The sequence below is a fragment of the Ruegeria sp. CDSC051 genome (genome assembly GCF_059610665.1).
On record NZ_JBXWOC010000001.1, the window covers coordinates 628,160 to 647,215 of the forward strand.

The 19,056-nt window shown below is 54.6% G+C and carries 19 protein-coding genes; 14 read left to right on the top strand and 5 right to left on the bottom strand.

The features are described 5' to 3' along the window. The first annotated feature begins 25 nt into the window (after positions 1 to 25). Positions 26 to 1,396, top strand: coding sequence for a class II 3-deoxy-7-phosphoheptulonate synthase (locus tag AC2FH0_RS03215; RefSeq protein WP_496788565.1), 1,371 nt, complete (start codon positions 26 to 28; stop codon positions 1,394 to 1,396). Positions 1,397 to 1,469: 73 nt separating this feature from the next. Here AC2FH0_RS03215 and AC2FH0_RS03220 read toward each other — a convergent pair whose 3' ends face one another. Then, positions 1,470 to 2,144: a PAS domain-containing protein gene (locus AC2FH0_RS03220; RefSeq protein ID WP_496788566.1), complete on the bottom strand. Its 675-nt coding sequence runs from the start codon at positions 2,142 to 2,144 to the stop codon at positions 1,470 to 1,472. 243 nt (positions 2,145 to 2,387) lie between these two features. Here AC2FH0_RS03220 and AC2FH0_RS03225 point away from each other — a divergent pair, with 243 nt between their 5' ends. From AC2FH0_RS03225 to AC2FH0_RS03280, 12 genes are all read left to right on the top strand, one after another. After that, positions 2,388 to 3,278: a YicC/YloC family endoribonuclease gene (locus AC2FH0_RS03225; RefSeq protein ID WP_496788568.1), complete on the top strand. Its 891-nt coding sequence runs from the start codon at positions 2,388 to 2,390 to the stop codon at positions 3,276 to 3,278. Between the two features lie 16 nt (positions 3,279 to 3,294). Next, the gene (gene gmk, locus AC2FH0_RS03230; RefSeq protein WP_142633784.1) at positions 3,295 to 3,936 is read left to right on the top strand and encodes a guanylate kinase; all 642 of its coding nucleotides are present in this window, start codon (positions 3,295 to 3,297) and stop codon (positions 3,934 to 3,936) included. Next, positions 3,933 to 4,457 (top strand): gamma carbonic anhydrase family protein, encoded by a 525-nt coding sequence (locus tag AC2FH0_RS03235; RefSeq protein ID WP_282027405.1) that lies wholly within the window; start codon positions 3,933 to 3,935, stop codon positions 4,455 to 4,457. The genes gmk and AC2FH0_RS03235 overlap by 4 nt, the downstream gene beginning before the upstream one ends. Before the next feature lie 34 nt (positions 4,458 to 4,491). Continuing rightward, the gene (locus tag AC2FH0_RS03240) at positions 4,492 to 5,538 is read left to right on the top strand and encodes a sensor histidine kinase (RefSeq protein ID WP_496788569.1); all 1,047 of its coding nucleotides are present in this window, start codon (positions 4,492 to 4,494) and stop codon (positions 5,536 to 5,538) included. 195 nt (positions 5,539 to 5,733) lie between these two features. Continuing rightward, positions 5,734 to 6,774 carry a substrate-binding domain-containing protein gene (locus AC2FH0_RS03245; protein ID WP_142633790.1) on the top strand — a complete coding sequence of 347 codons (1,041 nt, stop codon included), beginning with the start codon at positions 5,734 to 5,736 and terminating at the stop codon, positions 6,772 to 6,774. Between the two features lie 78 nt (positions 6,775 to 6,852). Then, the gene (pstC, locus tag AC2FH0_RS03250) at positions 6,853 to 8,325 is read left to right on the top strand and encodes a phosphate ABC transporter permease subunit PstC (RefSeq protein ID WP_496788570.1); all 1,473 of its coding nucleotides are present in this window, start codon (positions 6,853 to 6,855) and stop codon (positions 8,323 to 8,325) included. Then, positions 8,322 to 9,683, top strand: coding sequence for a phosphate ABC transporter permease PstA (pstA, locus tag AC2FH0_RS03255; RefSeq protein WP_271947130.1), 1,362 nt, complete (start codon positions 8,322 to 8,324; stop codon positions 9,681 to 9,683). The genes pstC and pstA overlap by 4 nt, the downstream gene beginning before the upstream one ends. 12 nt (positions 9,684 to 9,695) lie before the next feature. After that, positions 9,696 to 10,493 carry a phosphate ABC transporter ATP-binding protein PstB gene (pstB, locus tag AC2FH0_RS03260; protein WP_142633794.1) on the top strand — a complete coding sequence of 266 codons (798 nt, stop codon included), beginning with the start codon at positions 9,696 to 9,698 and terminating at the stop codon, positions 10,491 to 10,493. Between the two features lie 16 nt (positions 10,494 to 10,509). Beyond that, positions 10,510 to 11,211, top strand: coding sequence for a phosphate signaling complex protein PhoU (gene phoU / locus AC2FH0_RS03265; RefSeq protein WP_271947126.1), 702 nt, complete (start codon positions 10,510 to 10,512; stop codon positions 11,209 to 11,211). A gap of 11 nt (positions 11,212 to 11,222) precedes the next feature. Then, entirely contained in the window at positions 11,223 to 11,912 is a 690-nt protein-coding gene (gene phoB, locus AC2FH0_RS03270) for a phosphate regulon transcriptional regulator PhoB (protein ID WP_142633798.1), read from the top strand. A gap of 121 nt (positions 11,913 to 12,033) precedes the next feature. Next, positions 12,034 to 13,263, top strand: coding sequence for an acyl-CoA dehydrogenase (locus AC2FH0_RS03275; protein ID WP_281972097.1), 1,230 nt, complete (start codon positions 12,034 to 12,036; stop codon positions 13,261 to 13,263). 121 nt (positions 13,264 to 13,384) lie between these two features. After that, the gene (locus AC2FH0_RS03280; RefSeq protein WP_496788572.1) at positions 13,385 to 14,152 is read left to right on the top strand and encodes an SDR family oxidoreductase; all 768 of its coding nucleotides are present in this window, start codon (positions 13,385 to 13,387) and stop codon (positions 14,150 to 14,152) included. On the opposite strand, the gene AC2FH0_RS03285 is transcribed toward AC2FH0_RS03280, so the two are convergent. Further along, positions 14,149 to 15,018 (bottom strand): acyl-CoA thioesterase, encoded by an 870-nt coding sequence (locus AC2FH0_RS03285; RefSeq protein ID WP_282021248.1) that lies wholly within the window; start codon positions 15,016 to 15,018, stop codon positions 14,149 to 14,151. The genes AC2FH0_RS03280 and AC2FH0_RS03285 overlap by 4 nt on opposite strands. A gap of 49 nt (positions 15,019 to 15,067) precedes the next feature. Then, positions 15,068 to 16,285, bottom strand: a complete 1,218-nt coding sequence (locus tag AC2FH0_RS03290) for a serine hydrolase domain-containing protein (RefSeq protein ID WP_496788574.1) — start codon at positions 16,283 to 16,285, stop codon at positions 15,068 to 15,070. Positions 16,286 to 16,468: 183 nt separating this feature from the next. Here AC2FH0_RS03290 and AC2FH0_RS03295 point away from each other — a divergent pair, with 183 nt between their 5' ends. Continuing rightward, positions 16,469 to 17,080: a 2-hydroxychromene-2-carboxylate isomerase gene (locus tag AC2FH0_RS03295; RefSeq protein WP_496788576.1), complete on the top strand. Its 612-nt coding sequence runs from the start codon at positions 16,469 to 16,471 to the stop codon at positions 17,078 to 17,080. 12 nt (positions 17,081 to 17,092) lie between these two features. On the opposite strand, the gene AC2FH0_RS03300 is transcribed toward AC2FH0_RS03295, so the two are convergent. Continuing rightward, positions 17,093 to 18,112 (bottom strand): phosphotransferase family protein, encoded by a 1,020-nt coding sequence (locus AC2FH0_RS03300; RefSeq protein ID WP_496788577.1) that lies wholly within the window; start codon positions 18,110 to 18,112, stop codon positions 17,093 to 17,095. A gap of 25 nt (positions 18,113 to 18,137) precedes the next feature. Then, complete coding sequence (locus AC2FH0_RS03305) at positions 18,138 to 18,956, bottom strand: SDR family NAD(P)-dependent oxidoreductase (RefSeq protein WP_271947112.1); 819 nt, start codon at positions 18,954 to 18,956, stop codon at positions 18,138 to 18,140. Positions 18,957 to 19,056: the final 100 nt, after the last annotated feature.

Genomic DNA, 19,056 nt, shown 5'->3' on the forward strand with positions numbered 1-19,056 from the left:
GAATACTTCAGCGGAGATCAAAGCTATGACCGAATGGCAAAAAACGAACTGGCGCAACAAGCCCCGGGTTCAGATGCCAGACTATACAGACGCAGCCGCGCTGGCAAAAGTCGAGGCTCAGCTTTCGCAGTATCCGCCGCTGGTGTTTGCAGGTGAGGCACGTCGGCTCAAGCAACATCTTGGTGCTGCGGGGCGGGGTGAGGCCTTCCTGCTGCAGGGCGGCGACTGTGCTGAAAGCTTTGAACAATTCAGCGCGGATGCGATCCGCGACACCTTTAAGGTGATGCTGCAGATGGCCATGGTTCTGACCTATGGCGCAAAGGTGCCGGTGGTCAAAGTGGGCCGTATGGCTGGACAGTTCGCCAAACCGCGCAGCGCACCGACAGAGGTGGTGGATGGCATTGAGCTGCCCAGCTATCGCGGCGATATCATCAACGAGCTGGATTTCACGCCCGAGGCGCGGATTCCGAATCCGTCCAAGATGTTGCAAGCCTATACGCAGGCAGCGGCAACATTGAACTTATTGCGCGCCTTTTCGACCGGTGGTTTCGCCGATATGAGCCATGTGCATTCGTGGACACTCGGCTTTGCCGATGGCCAGGATGTTCAGAAATACTCTGAAATTGCTGACCGAATTCAGGATTCGATTGATTTCATGGGGGCTGCGGGCATCACCGCGGACACAACGCATGAATTCTCGTCGGTTGAATTCTATACCAGCCACGAAGGTCTGCTGCTTGAATACGAAGAGGCGCTAACCCGTCTTGATTCTACATCGGGCAACTGGTTGGCCGGGTCCGGCCACATGATCTGGATTGGCGACCGCACCCGTCAGCCTGATGGCGCGCATGTTGAATTCTGTTCCGGCGTTCTGAACCCGATCGGTTTGAAATGCGGTCCGACGACATCTGCCGAAGACCTCAAAGTTCTGATTGCCAAACTGAACCCGGAAAACGAAGAAGGGCGTCTGACCCTAATCGCGCGGTTTGGTGCAGGCAAGGCAGGAGAGCATCTGCCGCGTCTGGTCAAAGCCGTCAAGGAAGAGGGCGCCAAGGTGACCTGGGTCTGTGACCCAATGCACGGCAATACGATCAAATCGGCCACCGGCTATAAGACCCGGCCCTTTGATTCCGTGCTGCGCGAAGTTCGCGACTTCTTTGGTGTGCATCAGGCCGAGGGCACGATCCCCGGCGGTGTGCATTTTGAGATGACGGGGCTAGACGTGACCGAATGCACTGGAGGTGTACGCGCTGTAACAGAAGAAGATCTGTCAGACCGTTACCACACTGCCTGCGATCCACGTTTGAACGCGTCACAGTCGTTGGAACTGGCCTTCCTTGTTGCGGAAGAACTGACAGATCTGCGCCGGAACCGCGGCAAACGCGCAGCCTCCTAACCACTTGGTCAGACGATTTTAAAAAGGCGGGTCTAATAGGCCCGCCTTCTTTACATTTAACACGCGTTACTCGTTACTTATCCCGTGATACGACCAATCGAAGATGAGATCCGGGACGTTTGAACTCTTGTTGTTCTTCGGCAAATCCTTCGACAACAGGCTGAACCGGTTGTTGCGGTGCCGGTATTTCTGACACAGCACGCAGTTTATGATGGCATACATCAAAGCGCCGAGGGGTTGCCCCAATCGCCCCGTCACTGACCATGACGCCAAGAACACGGCTGACATCGCCCAAATCGCTTTTCAGCGGCAAAAGGATCATTCGCGCCTGAAGATTCGTGCGCCCAAACCCACCGGTCGAGGCCAATTCAAGTTCAGCGATGGCAGGACCGGCAAAAACCTGTTCAAGGATTTCGGTAACCTGAGTTCGCGCGCTGGGTTCGAAAAAAGCGGTCAGCGGCATTCCCCGGATCTCCATACCTGCCAGTGTGTTCAAGTGACTGCCGGCCAGACGAAACCGGGCCAGACCGGGTGCAATGCGTTCAAGGATGAAGGTGTTAGGCAGGATATTCTCAAGCCCGCGCGGGTCGATCTGAGATCGCATAGGAACACCATCGCCGGACAGCAAGGCTGTCCAGTACGCTTCGGCCTGTCGTATGGGCGATAGACTGCGCCCACTGTCAAAACGATCCATTGCGACGATCTTTCCAAATTTAGTCCCGGAACCGTTACCGAAAAAGATCTTCATTTTCATCACCCTAACTGCAATCGACCGTCATTTTCATAAAATGCAAGATACCGGGAGCTTTTGCGCCTTGTCGGTACTTGCCTAGACGAGATTGGCATGGGTTGAGTCAATTTTGGAGTAATTCTTTAATGAATGGTTAACCTCTGTCCGACGCTGTCATTCTCAGCAAACTCTTGCCCTGCACACGAGGATGGCATTAGGTGCGGACAAGAACATTAGGCGGGCAAAGCGGAGAAGACAGGCATGATCAGATCCATGACCGGATTTGCCTCGGGCAAGGGAACACATGGTCCACATAGCTGGACCTGGGAGTTGCGCAGCGTAAACGGCAAAGGGCTGGATATGCGTCTGCGGGTGCCTGAATGGCTCACCGGGCTCGAAGCCGCGCTTCGTTCGCGGATTTCGAAAAGCCTGGGCCGGGGGAATGTGACGCTTTCGCTCAAGCTGAGCCGCGTGGAAACGACAGCCGATCTCGTGCTGAATCCAGTTGCGATGGCCGCTGCTCTGGATGCTCTGGCGCGAACGCAGACGATGGCAGAAGAACGGGGACTAGCGTTGGCCCCGTCGACGGCGGCCGAGCTTATTGCTGTCAAAGGCATGTTGGAAACCGGTGGGGATGCGGATGATCCGGCCCCCTTGGTCAAACATCTAACCGGCGCGTTTGATGATTTGCTGAGCGATTTCATTAAGATGCGTGAATCCGAAGGCCGGGCCCTGGCCGATGTGCTGGAGGCGCAGCTATCGCAGGTTTCAAGCCTTACGGAGCAAGCCGCCAAGCTCGCTGAAGAGCGCCGGGATACAATCGCTGAAAACTTACAAGAAAACCTGCAGCGCGTGATGGAGAATGCGCAAGGCGCGGATCCGGACCGGGTTGCACAGGAGCTGGCTCTGATCGCAGTCAAGTCGGATATAACGGAAGAAATTGACAGGCTGAAAGCCCATGTCACAGCCGCGCGCGATCTGTTTGCGCAGGATGTCGCCGTGGGGCGCAAGCTTGATTTCCTGATGCAAGAGTTCAACCGCGAGGCCAATACGCTGTGTTCCAAGGCACAAAGCGCTGATCTGACAACAGTGGGGCTTGAGTTGAAGGCGGTAATAGATCAGATGCGCGAGCAAGTGCAGAACGTAGAATAATGACAGGAGCGCCCTGATGGCGGATCGACGCGGCCTATTAATCATTCTGTCCTCGCCTTCGGGCGCAGGGAAATCCACGTTGGCCAAGCGTCTGATGCAATGGGACACGGATCTGGAGTTCTCGGTTTCGGCCACAACACGCGCGCCCCGGCCTGGGGAAGAACATGGGCGTGAGTATTATTTCCTGACAGAAGATACCTTTCGACAGCAGGTGTCCGAGGGACAGATGCTGGAACATGCCCATGTGTTTGGCAATTTCTACGGCTCTCCGGCTGGGCCAGTTCGCGAGTCCATCAATGACGGCAAGGACGTTCTGTTCGATGTCGACTGGCAGGGCGAGGTGCAGATTAGGAACTCGGATCTGGGCAAACACGCCCTGTCGATTTTCATCCTGCCACCGTCGATCCCCGAATTGCGCCGCCGACTGGAAAGCCGCGGTCAGGACAGTGAAGAGGTTATTTCCAAGCGGATGCTTAAAAGCTGGGATGAGATCAGTCATTGGGGATATTACGACTATGTGCTGGTCAATGACGATCTGGACGAGACCGAAGAAAAGCTGAAAACCATCGTCAGTGCCGAGCGAATGCGGCGTATCCAGCAACCCAAGCTTCAGGATCATGTCCGTACGCTGCAAAATGAATTCGAGGATCAGTCATGACCATCTATGCCCTTGGCTCTGATGTACCGGAAATCCACGAGGACACCTGGGTCGCCCCAGACGCCAATCTGATCGGCAAAGTCGTGCTTGAACAGGGGGCCTCGGTCTGGTTCGGCTGCACGATCCGCGCTGATCACGAAGAAATCCGGGTTGGTGAGGGTAGCAATGTTCAGGAAAACTGCGTCATGCATATTGATGCGGGGTATCCTCTGACCATCGGGAAGAACTGCACGATTGGGCATAAGGTCATGCTGCATGGCTGTACGATCGGGGATAATACCCTGATCGGAATGGGGGCCATCGTGTTGAACGGTGCCAAGATCGGCAAAAACTGTCTGATCGGGGCAGGGGCTTTGGTGACCGAAGGAAAAGAGATACCGGATAACTCTCTGGTCATGGGCTCACCGGGTAAAGTCGTGCGCGAGATCGACAATGCGACCGCCCAGAAACTGACCTTCAGCGCCTTGCATTATCAAGAAAACATGCGTCATTTTCGCGATACAATGCGAGAGCTATCCTAGCGTCCAACTGCGTTGCTAAGAGAACTGCCCCTTTATGACCAACGACCAACTTGAAGAAATTGTAACCGCCATCCCGATGCCCGCGCTGATGGTTGACCAGACGGAACGGATTATTGCGGTCAATACCGAAGCAAAGACGTTGTTGGGCCAGAATATCCTGCAGCGGCATTTCGCGACCATCCTCAGACAGCCGCAGGTTATCGAAGCGATTGAACAAAGCCTGCGCACGAAGGGAACGTCCAACACTCGGCACCTGTCCAATGACGGAGCCCAGGATACAACATTCGAAGTTCAGTGCCGGTACATGAATGGGGTCGGTGCAGTATCCGGCGGTGCGTTGCTTGCTGTATTTCAGGACGTTACGCATGTTGAGCACGCAAATCAGATGCGACGTGATTTCGTCGCGAATGTCAGCCATGAATTGCGGACCCCGCTGACGGCATTAATGGGCTTTATTGAAACCTTGCGCGGTCCGGCCCGAGATGACGAGGTTGCCCGGGATCGTTTTCTTCAGATCATGAACGACGAGGCAAATCGCATGAACCGGCTTGTCGGCGATCTTCTGTCTTTGAACCGCGTCGAAAGCGAAGAGCGGGTTCGCCCGAAAGAACAACTTGAGCTGACAGCACTTCTTAGATCGACCCTCAATTCTCTGCGCCCATTGGCAGATGGCGCGGATGTAGTGCTGAGCCTAGATGCGCCCGACGACAAAATAATGCTAGTTGGCGACAGCGACCAGTTGCTCCAAGTATTTACCAACCTGATCGAGAACGGAATTAAATACGGCGGCAGCGGTGGTCGGGTAGAAGTTCGCGTCAAATCTTCGGATCACGACACCGCCATGCGCGGTCCCGGTGTTCGCGTTCAGATCGTGGATAGGGGACCTGGAATCGACCCGAAGCATGTATCGCGTTTGACCGAACGATTCTATCGCGCGGACAGTCATAGGTCACGGCAACTGGGTGGAACCGGGTTGGGCCTGGCGATTGTAAAACATATTCTAAACCGCCATCGCGGCAGATTGCGGGTGGAAAGCGATCTTGGAAAAGGCTCTGTTTTTACAGTGATTTTGCCGCGCTGATCGCTCGGATCAAACCAGTTGTCGGATCTGTTTTGTTTCTTTCACAGCATATGTCCCGTGGCGTATCGGCTGAAAATCCAAACGTGTCATGAAACCGTTACACACTTGTCACAAAAGGCTTACGCACGACTTTTAGAGGTTCGGCCAAGATCATCATGAGGATGATCCAGAAACATATTTCTCAAGGAGACTGAAATGTCCTTTGTAAAACTGTCGGCTTCGGTTCTGGCTATCGCTGCTGTTTCGGCCACTGCGGCCACCGCGCGTGATCAAGTTCAGGTTGCTGGTTCTTCCACCGTTCTGCCCTATGCTTCGATCGTTGCAGAAGCTTTTGGTGAAAACTTTGACTTCCAGACCCCGGTTGTTGAATCGGGCGGATCTTCGGCCGGCCTCAAGCGGTTCTGTGAAGGTGTTGGTGAAAACACCATCGACGTAGCGAACGCTTCGCGCCAGATCCGTGAAAAAGAGATCAAAGCCTGTGCCGAAAACGGTGTTACCGACATCATCGAAGTTCAGATCGGCTATGACGGCATCGTTTTCGCATCCGACATCAACGGTAACTCTTTCGAGTTCACGCCGGAAGATTGGTACAAAGCGCTGTCCGCTCAGATCGTGGTTGATGGCCAGCTGGTCGACAATCCCAACAAGACCTGGGCCGACGTGAACCCTGCATTCCCAGCGCAGCCGATTGCAGCCTTCATCCCCGGCACCAAGCACGGCACGCGTGAAGTGTTCGAAGACAAGGTGATCCTGGCCGGTTGTGAGCATCTGGGTGACTTTGATGTCTACAAAGCCGCAAATGGCGACGACAAAAAAGCCGCTGAAAAAGCCTGTATCGCTCTGCGTACCGATGGCGTTTCGGTCGACATCGACGGCGACTATACCGAGACCCTGGCTCGTATCGACAGCAACAAAGACGGCATCGGCGTCTTTGGTCTGGCGTTCTACGAGAACAACACCGACAAACTGCAGGTTGCGACCATGGCAGGCATCGTGCCTTCGACCGAATCCATCGCAACTGGCGAATACCCGGTATCGCGCCCGCTGTTTTTCTATGTGAAAAAAGCACATATCGGCGTTATCCCCGGGCTGAAAGAATATGCAGAGTTCTTCGTCGCTGATGAGGTTGCAGGCCCCGATGGCCCTCTGGCTGCATACGGTCTGGTATCAGACCCAGAACTGGTCAAGGTTCAGGAAATCGTAGCCAGCGAAACCACTTTGGGCGGCGGTTCCTAAGCTTTCACACGACTGAACCGGGGCGGTGTCTACGCCCCGGTTTTCTTAAATCCACTCCTGCCGCTTGACGGAGTTCTCATGGCACTAACCTGGCTGCTGCTCATTTTGCTGGCGATTGCTGTTCTTGGCTATTTTGCGGGCCGGTCCCGCGCGATGGCCAGCGCGGACGGAAACCTGCGCAATCTGCACTCACTTCCATCCTATTACGGCTATAACGTTGCTTTGACGGCGCTGATACCGGGGTTCGTTTTGCTGGTCATCTGGTTGCTGGCGCAGCCCTTGATCGTCAGCAATTCTGCCTCTGGGTTGCTGCCGGACTCGGCAATCCCCGAGGGGTCGACCCGCGGCTTGCTGATGAGCGAAGTGCGCCGGGTCGCCAACGGCCTGGACGGCGCGGTTGCCGCAGGCACCATGACCGAAGACTTTGCCCGCAGCGCGCATGAGGATTTTGCCGATGTGACCGCGCGACTGAAAGAGGCTGGCCAGATCATTACGCAAGAGGTAACCGCACCCATTCTGCTGGCGGCGCAGAAATATCGCTCGATGAGCGCAAGCGGAACCATTGCGATGCAGATCGCGGTTTTGGTTGTGACGCTGATCGGGGCCTCATTTGCCTATATCCGCACTCATAAAGAATTTCGCGCCCGAAATGTTGTCGAACAAGGCATTCTGGCGCTGCTGCTGCTGGCCGCTTCGATCGCAGTTCTGACCACAGTCGGCATCGTCCTGTCCATGTTTTTTGAAACGATGAATTTCTTCGAACTTCATTCGTGGAAAGACTTTTTCTTTGGAAGCACCTGGGCCCCGAACTTCCGGGGCGGAAGTGAACTGTCGATCCTCCCACTGCTGTGGGGGACTTTGTATATTTCTCTGATCGCGTTGCTGGTTGCGGTTCCGATTGGGCTGTACGCTGCGATCTATCTTTCCGAATATGCCTCGACCGTGGCAAGGTCTGTGGCCAAGCCTTTGCTGGAAATCCTCGCCGGTATCCCAACCATCGTTTACGGTCTTTTCGCGCTGCTGACGGTCGGTCCGGCACTGGTATCTGTGTTCGGGCAGGGGGGAGCTTTGGGCGTTGGTTGGATGGCCAGTTCGAACGCTGTACTCACGGCGGGTCTGGTCATGGGCATCATGCTCATCCCGTTCGTGTCGTCACTTTCTGACGACATCATCAACGCGGTGCCCCAGTCGATGCGAGACGGATCGCTAGGCCTAGGCGCAACGCATTCCGAAACTGTCAGGCAAGTCGTCCTGCCGGCAGCTTTGCCCGGGATCGTGGGGGCAATCTTGTTGGCCGCCAGCCGCGCAATCGGTGAGACCATGATTGTCGTGATGGCCGCCGGTGCGATTGCCAAATTCTCGGGAAACCCTTTCGAAGCCATGACCACAATCACCACTAGGATCGTCAGCCAGCTGACCGGGGATACTGATTTCGCAAGCCCGGAGACTCTTGTGGCCTTTGCCCTGGGTCTGACCCTTTTCATCATCACGCTGGGGCTGAACATCTTCGCCCTCTATATCGTGCGCAAATACCGGGAGCAGTATGAATGACTGACATGTCCCAAAAACAAGACGCAGCACCTGCCGCTAAACACAAAGGGGCTTCGCTGTTCAATCAGGACACGCGAACCAAACGTCGCAATGCGGCCGAATCCCGGTTCAAAATGTACGGTATCGCGGCCATTGGTATCGGTCTTGTGATGTTGATTGTGTTGGTGACTAATATCGTCACCGCCGGTACGGGCGCTTTTCAGCAAAGCTTCCTAGAGCTGACGGTAGAGCTGAAGGCAGACAAGCTCGACAAAAAGGGCAACCGCGACATCGCAGATATTAGTAAAGTCTCGACCTTTGGATACGCGCCTTTGATCGCCTCAGCGCTGGAGGTTGAGGTGCAGAAACTGGGCATCCAGTCCGATCTGTCGCCCAAAGAGATGGGGCAAATCCTGTCCAAATCCGCACAGGCGGACCTGCGCAACTACGTCATTTCGAACCCGGATGAGATAGGTACGTCGGTCAGCTTCCGCTTTTTGGTGAACAGCCGCGTTGATGGCTATCTGAAGGGCCGTGTGACACGCCAGTCCATCGCAAATGACAAAAGCATCTCTGTCGCACAGCTGGACTTCGTGGATCAGTTGCGTGCTGCTGGTGTGCTGTACAAGGCGTTCAACCCTGACTTTATCTTCGGGGCGGACGCCTCCGATCAGCGGCCCGAGGCTGCCGGGATCGGAGTATCCATGCTGGGTTCTCTGTTCATGATGCTGGTCGTGTTGGCGCTGGCCCTGCCGATCGGGGTTGCCGCCTCGATCTATCTGGAAGAATTCGCGCCTCAGAACCGGTTTACCGATATCATCGAGGTGAACATCTCGAATCTGGCGGCCGTTCCTTCGATTGTATTTGGTATTCTGGGCTTGGCCGTGTTCATCAATTATATGCATTTACCGACCTCTGCGCCGCTGGTTGGTGGTCTGGTTCTGACGCTGATGACGCTGCCAACAATTATCATTTCGACCCGAGCATCACTCAAGGCGGTGCCGCCGTCGATCCGGGACGCTGCGTTGGGGGTAGGGGCCTCGAAAATGCAGGCGGTGTTCCACCATGTGCTGCCGCTTGCGGCACCCGGCATCCTGACGGGCACCATCATTGGTCTGGCACAGGCGCTTGGCGAAACCGCTCCGCTGCTGCTGATCGGGATGGTGGGCTTTATCGCCTCGAACCCGCCCGACGGGATTGTCGAGGGCTTTCTGTCACCAAACTCGGCCATGCCCGCACAGATTTACGAGTGGTCCAAGCGCGCGGACCCGGCCTTTTACGAGCGCGCATGGGGGGGCATCATCATCCTGCTGCTTTTCCTTGTCACTATGAATGCAATCGCAGTTATCCTGCGCCGCCGCTTTGAACGCCGCTGGTAAATGGGGGCCATTATGAACGATATGACACGAGTGGAGAGAACCGTGGACGCCAAAGACATCAAGATCGCCGCGAACAAGGTTCAGGTTTATTACGGTGAAAATCACGCCATCAAAGACGTCGACGTCAGGATCGAAGACAAGACCGTCACCGCCTTTATCGGCCCCTCGGGTTGCGGAAAATCCACCTTCTTGCGCTGCCTGAACCGGATGAACGACACGATCGACATCTGCCGTGTCGAGGGCGATATCCTGCTGGATGGCGAAGATATCTATGACAAACGCGTCGACCCGGTTCAGCTGCGTGCCAAGGTTGGTATGGTGTTTCAGAAACCGAACCCGTTTCCCAAGTCGATCTATGACAATGTGGCCTACGGCCCGCGTATCCACGGGTTGGCCAGAAACAAAGCTGAACTGGACGAGATTGTTGAGAAATCACTGCGCCGCGGCGCCATCTGGGATGAGGTCAAAGACCGTCTTGATGCGCCTGGAACCGGCCTGTCCGGCGGTCAGCAACAGCGCTTGTGCATCGCCCGTGCGGTGGCTACGGAACCTGAGGTCCTGCTGATGGACGAGCCGTGCTCGGCCCTTGATCCGATTGCGACTGCGCAGGTCGAGGAACTGATCGACGAATTGCGGTCGCGATACTCGGTGGTGATCGTTACCCACTCGATGCAGCAGGCCGCTCGCGTCAGCCAGAAGACCGCGTTTTTCCATTTGGGCAACCTTGTCGAGTTTGGTGAAACCGGACAGATTTTCACCAACCCCGAAGATCCCCGCACCGAAAGCTACATCACCGGCCGTATCGGCTGAACATAGGTATTCAGAGATGACAGAACAACATATCGCATCCGCCTTCGACCGGGATCTGGAAGCCATTCAGGCGCATATCATGAAAATGGGAGGCCTCGTCGAAGCCGCAATCATGAGCGCGGCACGGTCGCTTGAATCGCGCGATGTCGAGCTCGCGCAAGAGGTGCGTCAGGGCGACAAGGCCATTGATGCGTTGGAAGAGCTGATCAACGAAGAAACGGCGCGTTTGATCGCGCTGCGTGCGCCAACAGCAAGCGATCTTCGTCTGGTCCTATCGGTATTGAAGGTTTCCGCCAACCTGGAACGCATCGGCGACTATTCAAAGAACATAGCCAAACGCACGACCGTTCTGGTCAATACCAGTGAGATCAATGGCAGTGCCGCCGCCTTGCGACGTATGGCACGTGAAGTCGAGCGGATGCTCAGGGACGCTTTGGACGCCTATGTCCAGCGCGACGCTGAGCTGGCGGCGGATGTCATCGAACGTGATGAGGAAGTCGACCAGATGTATAATGGTCTGTTCCGAGAATTCCTGACTTTCATGGCAGAAGACCCGCGCAACATCTCATCCTGTATGCACCTGCATTTCATCGCCAAGAATATAGAACGTATGGGCGATCATGTGACGGCCATTGCCGAGCAGGTCGTCTATCTGGTGACCGGAGAGCGCCCGACAGAAGCGCGTCCCAAAGCCGATTTTACATCGCAATCCGTCTAGGAGATTTGAGAATGTCCGCTGATCAACCGACCGTTCTGGTTGTCGAGGATGAGCCGGCTCAGCGCGAAGTCCTGGCCTATAATCTCGAGGCAGAAGGCTTTCGCGTATCCAAAGCAGCCAATGGTGAAGAGGCCATGTTGCTGGTCGATGAAGACAGTCCGGACATTATCGTACTAGACTGGATGATGCCCAATCTTAGCGGGATCGAGGTTTGCCGCCGGCTGAAAACCCGCTCCGACACCCGGTCGATCCCAATTATCATGCTGTCGGCCCGGTCGGAAGAAATCGACAAAGTACGAGGTCTGGAAACCGGGGCTGATGACTATGTGGTCAAACCCTATTCGATTGTCGAGCTTATGGCCCGGGTACGCACCCAGTTGCGGCGTGTCCGGCCTGCGACTGTAGGAATTAGGCTGGAATTCGCAGACATCGTTTTGGATTCTGAAACTCATAAGGTCAGCCGCGACAGCAAACCACTAAAGCTTGGCCCAACCGAATTTCGCTTGCTGAGCACATTCATGGAAAAGCCGGGCCGCGTCTGGAGCCGAGAACAGCTATTGGATCGCGTCTGGGGGCGGGATATTTATGTCGATACACGAACGGTCGACGTTCATATCGGCCGCTTACGCAAAGCACTAACGCAGTATGGTGGAGATGATCCGGTTCGCACTGTTCGCGGTGCGGGATACGCGCTGGGTTGAACGCGTGGGGTAGGCGGCTGCAAGCTATGAGTTTTACTCAAGGGTGGATGCGAAACTCTTACTGTTTTTTGGCGGGCCGACGGGTTAGTTTGCCGCGAAGCTGACAAAGCGGAGACGCACCATGAATGCCCCTGACACCAAGCCGACATTACGCGCCAAAGATGCGCCTGACATGGGCCAGTTCGCCTGGGATGATCCGTTCCGCCTGTCAGACCAGCTAGACGAAGACGAACGTATGATTGCGGCCAGTGCGCAAGCCTATGCGCAGGAAAAGCTTCAGCCGCGGGTGACAGAAGCATTTCAGAACGAAGAAACTGACCCCGAGATTTTTCGTGAAATGGGTGAAATGGGTCTGCTGGGCACTACGATCCCGGAAGAATACGGCGGGCTAGGGGGCGGATATGTCTCTTACGGCCTTGTCGCCCGAGAAGTGGAACGCGTGGATTCGGGCTATCGCTCGATGATGTCTGTACAAAGCTCGTTGGTGATGTATCCGATCTATGCCTATGGCAGCGAGGAGCAGCGCCGGAAATACCTTCCGAAACTGGCCAGCGGCGAATGGATCGGGTGTTTTGGTCTGACCGAACCTGATGCGGGCTCTGATCCGGCAGGTATGAAAACGCGTGCGGAAAAGATCGACGGTGGATATCGTCTATCTGGCAGCAAGATGTGGATATCGAACGCCCCGATTGCGGATGTGTTTGTTGTTTGGGCCAAATCTGATGCACATGACGGAAAGATCCGTGGCTTTGTCCTTGAAAAAGGCCTCAAAGGTCTGAGCGCGCCGAAAATCCAGAACAAGCTGAGCCTACGCGCCTCGATCACCGGTGAAATTGTGCTGGAGGGTGTCGAAGTCACCGAGGATGCTTTGCTGCCTCATGTTCAGGGACTGAAAGGCCCGTTTGGATGTCTTAACCGCGCACGCTACGGAATCAGCTGGGGTGTTATGGGCGCTGCCGAAAGCTGCTGGCATGCGGCGCGCCAATATGGGTTGGACCGGAAACAATTTGACAAGCCATTGGCGCAGACGCAGCTTTTCCAGCGCAAATTGGCGGATATGCAGACAGAAATTGCTCTGGGTCTTCAGGCAAGCCTGCGTGTCGGGCGACTGATGGACAAGGCCGAAGCCGCGCCCGAGATGATTTCGATCATTAAGCGCAACAATTGCGGCAAAGCCCTGGATATTTCACGTCATGCGCGAGACATGCACGGCGGCAACGGCATTTCGTTAGAGTTTCAGGTCATCCGACATATGGTGAACCTAGAAACGGTCAACACGTACGAGGGGACGCATGATGTTCACGCGTTGATCCTGGGGCGTGCACAGACGGGATTGCAGGCATTTTACTAAGTTTCCAGAATTCGTGTAATTGGTATTATGTTAAAATAATGTCAATGCGCTTGGGGAACTTTTCAAATCCTCACAATACCTTACGATCTGTTCCTGACACCTACCACATCATGAGGATCGAATGGAATTGAACGGAAAGATCGTTGTTGTGACCGGTGCCGCTGATGGCATCGGAAAAGGTTTGGCACAGCGATTTGCTCGTGAAGGTGCCACGGTTGTCTGCGCTGATATCAACAAAACCGGCGCAGACGCTGTCGCAGAAGAGATTGGCGGCCATTCATTCCATTGTGATGTTTCGCTTGAGGCTAATACAGCCGAGTTGATCGAAGCTGTAGAAAGCTCGGTTGGCCCTATCGATCTGTATTGTGCAAATGCCGGGATATTGACGATTGGTGGTTTGGAGGTTCCGGATGAAGACTGGGATCGCATCTGGAAAATCAACGTGATGTCACATGTTTGGACCGCGCGGCATCTGGTGCCCAGAATGCTCGATCGTGGCGGCGGCTATATCATGACAACGGCCTCAGCCGCTGGATTGCTGAACCAGCCAGGTGCAGCTCCATATGGTGTCACAAAGCACGCAGCCGTTGGGTTTGCTGAATGGTTGTCGCTTACATATGGGCATAAAGGTTTGCGGGTCTCGGTACTTTGCCCACAAGCCGTACGGTCCGATATGACGCGCGGGCACGAAACTTCCGTGGCTTCGATTGACGGAATGTTGGAACCTGAAGATGTTGCCGAGGCTTGCGTAAAGGCAATATCTTCTGAGCAATTTCTGGTACTGCCGCATCCAAAGGTTCTGGACTACATTCGCCATAAATCCGGAGATTATGACAGGTGGATTTCAGGAATGCAGAAGTTAAATCAAATGTTTATTGAAGAGACTTAACTTTTGTTCTGAGGGCGCCTCATCAGGCCTTCCTGGGCAACTGATGCGACCAGAACGCCATCTTCGGAATAGATTGATCCACGGTTGAAGTTGCGCCCTCGCCCGCCCCATGGCGAATCCATGGAATACAGATGCCAATTCTCGAACTTGAGCGGCGCGTGAAACCAAATCGCATGGTCCAGGCTGGCGCCGTTCACTTCACCAGTAAACCAACTTAGGCCGTGCGGGCGCATGCCCGAGCTCATGAGATACATATCTGAAGCATAGGCCAGCAACAGATGCTGCGTGACCGCATCGGCATTGGCCGCGGCGCCCATTCGGAACCAAATCTGGTTGCGGTCATCCGATTTCTCTGGGTTGAAAGGATCCAGATGGCCGACCTCGCGGACTTCGATCGGGCGCTCGCGTGTTAGTTCTCCGCGAAAGCTGGGCGGTACTTTGTCCAGATATTTCTTCTTGAGCTCTGATCGCGATGGGTAGGATTCGGGCGCTTCCATCTCAGGCATGTCGTGTTGATGATCCCAACCTTCGTCCTGAATGTGGAATGAGGCGGACATGTTTAAAATCTGCTTACCATGCTGAATTGCAACCACACGGCGCGTCGTGAACGAACCTCCGTCACGGGCCCTATCAACTTGATAAATTACGGGAATGCTTGGGTCGCCCGGGCGGATGAAATAGGCGTGCAGGGAATGACACAGGCGGTTGTCGACGGTGCGATATGCTGCGGCTAGTGCTTGTGCGATGACCTGACCGCCGAAAATTCGCATAGGTGTTTCGCCGCCCGACCCTGTTCCCCGAAACAGGTCTACTTCCAGTCTTTCAACGTCCAGAAGATCCAGAAGAACTTTCTCTGCTTCGGTCATATGCGGTACTCCGATTAATCTTGGCGAATGGGTATCAGCGCGCCGAATGTCATTCAATGATTGACCCGAGGGTGAGCGCCTTCAATTCTGCGCGGGAGGGATAAGAGCTGGATGGTGACAGTTGGGTGTAAAAGATCGCTGTAAAATCGTTCTGACGATCAACCCAAAAGAAGGTCGATGCCATACCACCCCAGCTGAAATCCCCCATGCTGCCCGGAACACAGGTTCTGCCGGGGTTAATGACGACAGCGCCACCAAGGCCAAAGCCCATGCCCTCCATGGGTTGTTCCGCAAAACTCTGCGGTCCCATCGAGGCAATATCGCCGGGTAAGTGGTTGTGAAGCATGAATTCTACAGTTTTTGGTGCAAGAACCTGTTGATCACCGAACCTTCCGCGATTTCGGAGCATCTCTGAAAATCTAGCAAAGTCATCAATGGTTGAAACCAACCCTCCGCCCCCAGAATACATTGTTGCCGATTCAAAGGGCGATGCGTCGGCATTGTCGACCAGACGCAATGTCTGCTCACCCGTACGGGCTTCGTTTAGCGCCATCGCATTGCCCGCCAAAGGCGTATAGAGCGAGGCAAACCGATCCCCTGCTCCCGCCGGAACCCTGAACCCGGTCTGGGACATGCCAAGAGGTCTGAAAATCTCTTCCGCAAGGAATTGCTCCAGAGATTGGCCAGAAATAACTTCTATCACGCGACCAATAACGTCTATCCCTACCGAATATTCCCATCGCGTTCCCGGCTGAAAGGCGAAAGGCAAAGTGGACAGCAGAGATACTCTTTCGGCCAAAGACCCTTCTTTAGGGCCGAAAACAAGATCAAGTTCGTCCATTGCCGCAGCCAGGATGCCGGGGTTGAAAGGATAGCTCAGGCCACTTGTATGGGTCAGCAGCTGATGAAGCGTTGGTGCAGGTGCAGGTTCGGTTTGATCCAACCTTGTGGCGCCGGGGACCAGCGCCTGTGTTGCGGTGAAATCAGATATATATTCAGACACTTGAGCGCCGAGGTGAACCTCACCGCGTTCAACAAGGATCATCAGGGCCGCAGTGGTTATCGGCTTGGTCATCGAATAGATGCGAACGAGGGTATCCCGCTCGAATGGCAGATTGTTCTCAACGCTTCTAAGCCCGCAGGAATGAAACAGAACCTCCCTGCCCTGATGCATCATCAAGAATGAGCTTCCGGCATATTTGCGATCATCCACATAGGATTGCATCCAATCGCAAATACGATCTAGCCGGGCTTGTTCGAACTTCATCTGTGTGTGCTCAACTTTGAGAAATTAACGTATCTTTCCCGGATATTGCGGGGTTAAGCGGAAAAAGGACAGCTAAATCACCTCAATCCAACGATGTCCCTGTACGCCAAAAGGGTTTTGCCTGCTAATGTGGTCGCAGATAGATTCGTGTCCGGTTCGACTCTCGCCTGATGGAGGAGAAATATGCCGCAAGATATAGAATTTGTTTATGATTTTTGCAGTCCGAACGCCTTCCTCGCGCAGAAGATGATATCTGATATCGCTGCAAAGCACGAAGTCGGTGTTACATATGTTCCGGTTCTGCTGGCCACTGTTTTCAAAGCCACCAATAACCAAAGCCCGTTTAAGGCTTTTTCAGAGAACCGGCAGAAGACGGCCTATTTGACCCGCGATCTCCATCGCTTTGCGCGTCACCGTGGGTTGAGCTTTCATATGAGCCCACATTTCCCGATGAACACCAAATTCGCCATGCGCGGGGCTTTGTTAGCATCCGGTAAATCATGGGAAAACAGATATATAGCGTCCATATTTGATGCTATTTGGGTGCACGGCCAAAAAGTGGATGATCTGGGTGTCCTTTGCGACATTCTTCAGGATAACGGCTTGCCTATACGAAAACTGCGCGAGGCCATGACCAATCTGAACGTAAAGCAAAACCTGAAAAACCAAACCAAGGCTATGGTCAAGCGGGGTGTTTTCGGTGTCCCCAGCATGTTTGTAGACACTGAGATGTTCTTTGGCAAAAACAGCCTGGCCAACCTTGAGCTTGAATTGTCGAGATTTCATGCGCCCTAGGCGGTTTCATCCTCAGCCCAATGCAGTCAGCCCTCGTTGTGCAAACTTAGGAACGTAACTACCAAAAATCTGAGCTCTTTTCGGATCAGAGGCGTTTCCGTCAAGCGCCCGCTTATAAACACCCTGCAAGATCGCGGCCATTCGGAAGAAATTGAACGCCAGATAGAACCCAAAGTTATCAATTCCGGGCAGGTCGCGGCGCTCGCAGTATTGATCAATGAAAGCCTGATCGGATGGCAGGCCGAGCGAGGACCGGTCTATGCCAGCCAGACCCCGCCCCTCTTTTCCAGGTGGCATCTGCCATTGCATGATAACGGCTGCGAGATCGGCAAAGGGATGCCCGATTGTCGACAATTCCCAATCCAGTACGCCCAGACAGCGGGTGCCCTGCTTTTCGAACATCAGATTGTCGATGCGGTAATCGCCGTGAACCAGCGTTCTCTGACCATCATCCTTGGGGGTTGCGTTGGTCAAAGCCTCGATCAAGGCATCCATATCCGGAATCTGAATGGTTTCGGACGCCCGAAATTGTTTCGTCCACCGCCCGATCTGACGCTCAAAATAGCTTCCCGGCGGGCCATAGTCGGACAGGCCATTAGAATCGATATCGACCTTATGCAGCGCCGCTAGAACGCGGTTCATCTCGTCGATAATTGCCGTGCGGGTTTCGGTTCCTTCGCCAAGCATCGTGGGTTCAAGAAACGTCCTGCCGTCGAGATGCTCCATCACATAAAACGCCGACCCGATGACGTCATCATCCTCGCAAAGCAGCAGCATTTTGGGTACAGGCACATCGCTTTCGGCCAGAGCACTTTGAACCCTGAACTCGCGGTCAACGGCATGGGCGGATTTCAGCAACACTCCCGGCGGCTTGCGGCGCAGGACATAGGAATTCTCAGGCGTTTTTAACTCAAAAGTTGGGTTTGATTGGCCAACCTCGAATTTTTTCGCCTCCAACGGACCCCGATACCCTTTGAGATGCGTGTCGAGATAGGCATCGACGCGTTTCAGATCCAGAATTGCGTTGTCCATTTCGTGGCTCCCCTTGGCCGATGCTTCAGAGTGCTTCAGCAAAGATGTTGCCGGCGGTGACAACATTGATCCCGCCCGAAACCGGGATCACCGCGCCGGTGACATAGCTGCCACCCAGACCGCACAGGAACAGCATACAGCCTGCGATATCCTCGTCACGTCCAACGCGACCCAAGGGCACGGATTTGCCGACTTTCTTGCGCGTCCCTTCGTCAGATGTGGCAAATGCCGTCATCCGAGAGACAAAGGGTCCAGGCGCCAGCGCATTGACGGTGATGTGATGCGGAGCAAGTTCTTTGGCCATGATTTTGGTCAGATGCAGCACAGCCGCCTTTGAGGCAGAGTAGCTATACGCACCGTCGCCCATAGGAACTTCGCCCATAACCGATCCAACATTGACGATACGGGATGGATCTTCGGCAGTCCCGGAAGACATCAGAATCGGCAACAGTTTTTGGGTCAGTTCGAATATTCCTGTCACATTGATCGACATGACTTTTTCCCAGGCTTCGTAGGGAAACTGACCCATCGGTGCGCCCCAGGAAACACCGGCATTGTTCATGAGGATATCCAGCCGGTCCGTGCGCTTGAGCACTTCGGCCACCAGATTGCCGACACCCTCTTTTGATCCGACATCACCGGCAAACCCTTCGGCGGTTCCTGTGGCGCCCAGTGCGTTCAATTCGGCCGCGACCGCCTCGCACGCGTCACCTTTACGAGATGCCAACAGTACACGTGCACCCGCCCGGACCAGCGCCTCGGCCGCCATTCGGCCAATTCCGGTGGCCCCACCCGTGACCAGAGCGGTTTTGCCCTGCAATGAGAAAAGAGTTTCGGGGGTCATGACCTGCTCCTCGGTTTTTGATTTTGGCAAACTGTCTCATTTGTCGGTCAAGAGTAACGCCTAACCCGGTTGTGCCGGGTGGTTTCTTGACAACTCAGAA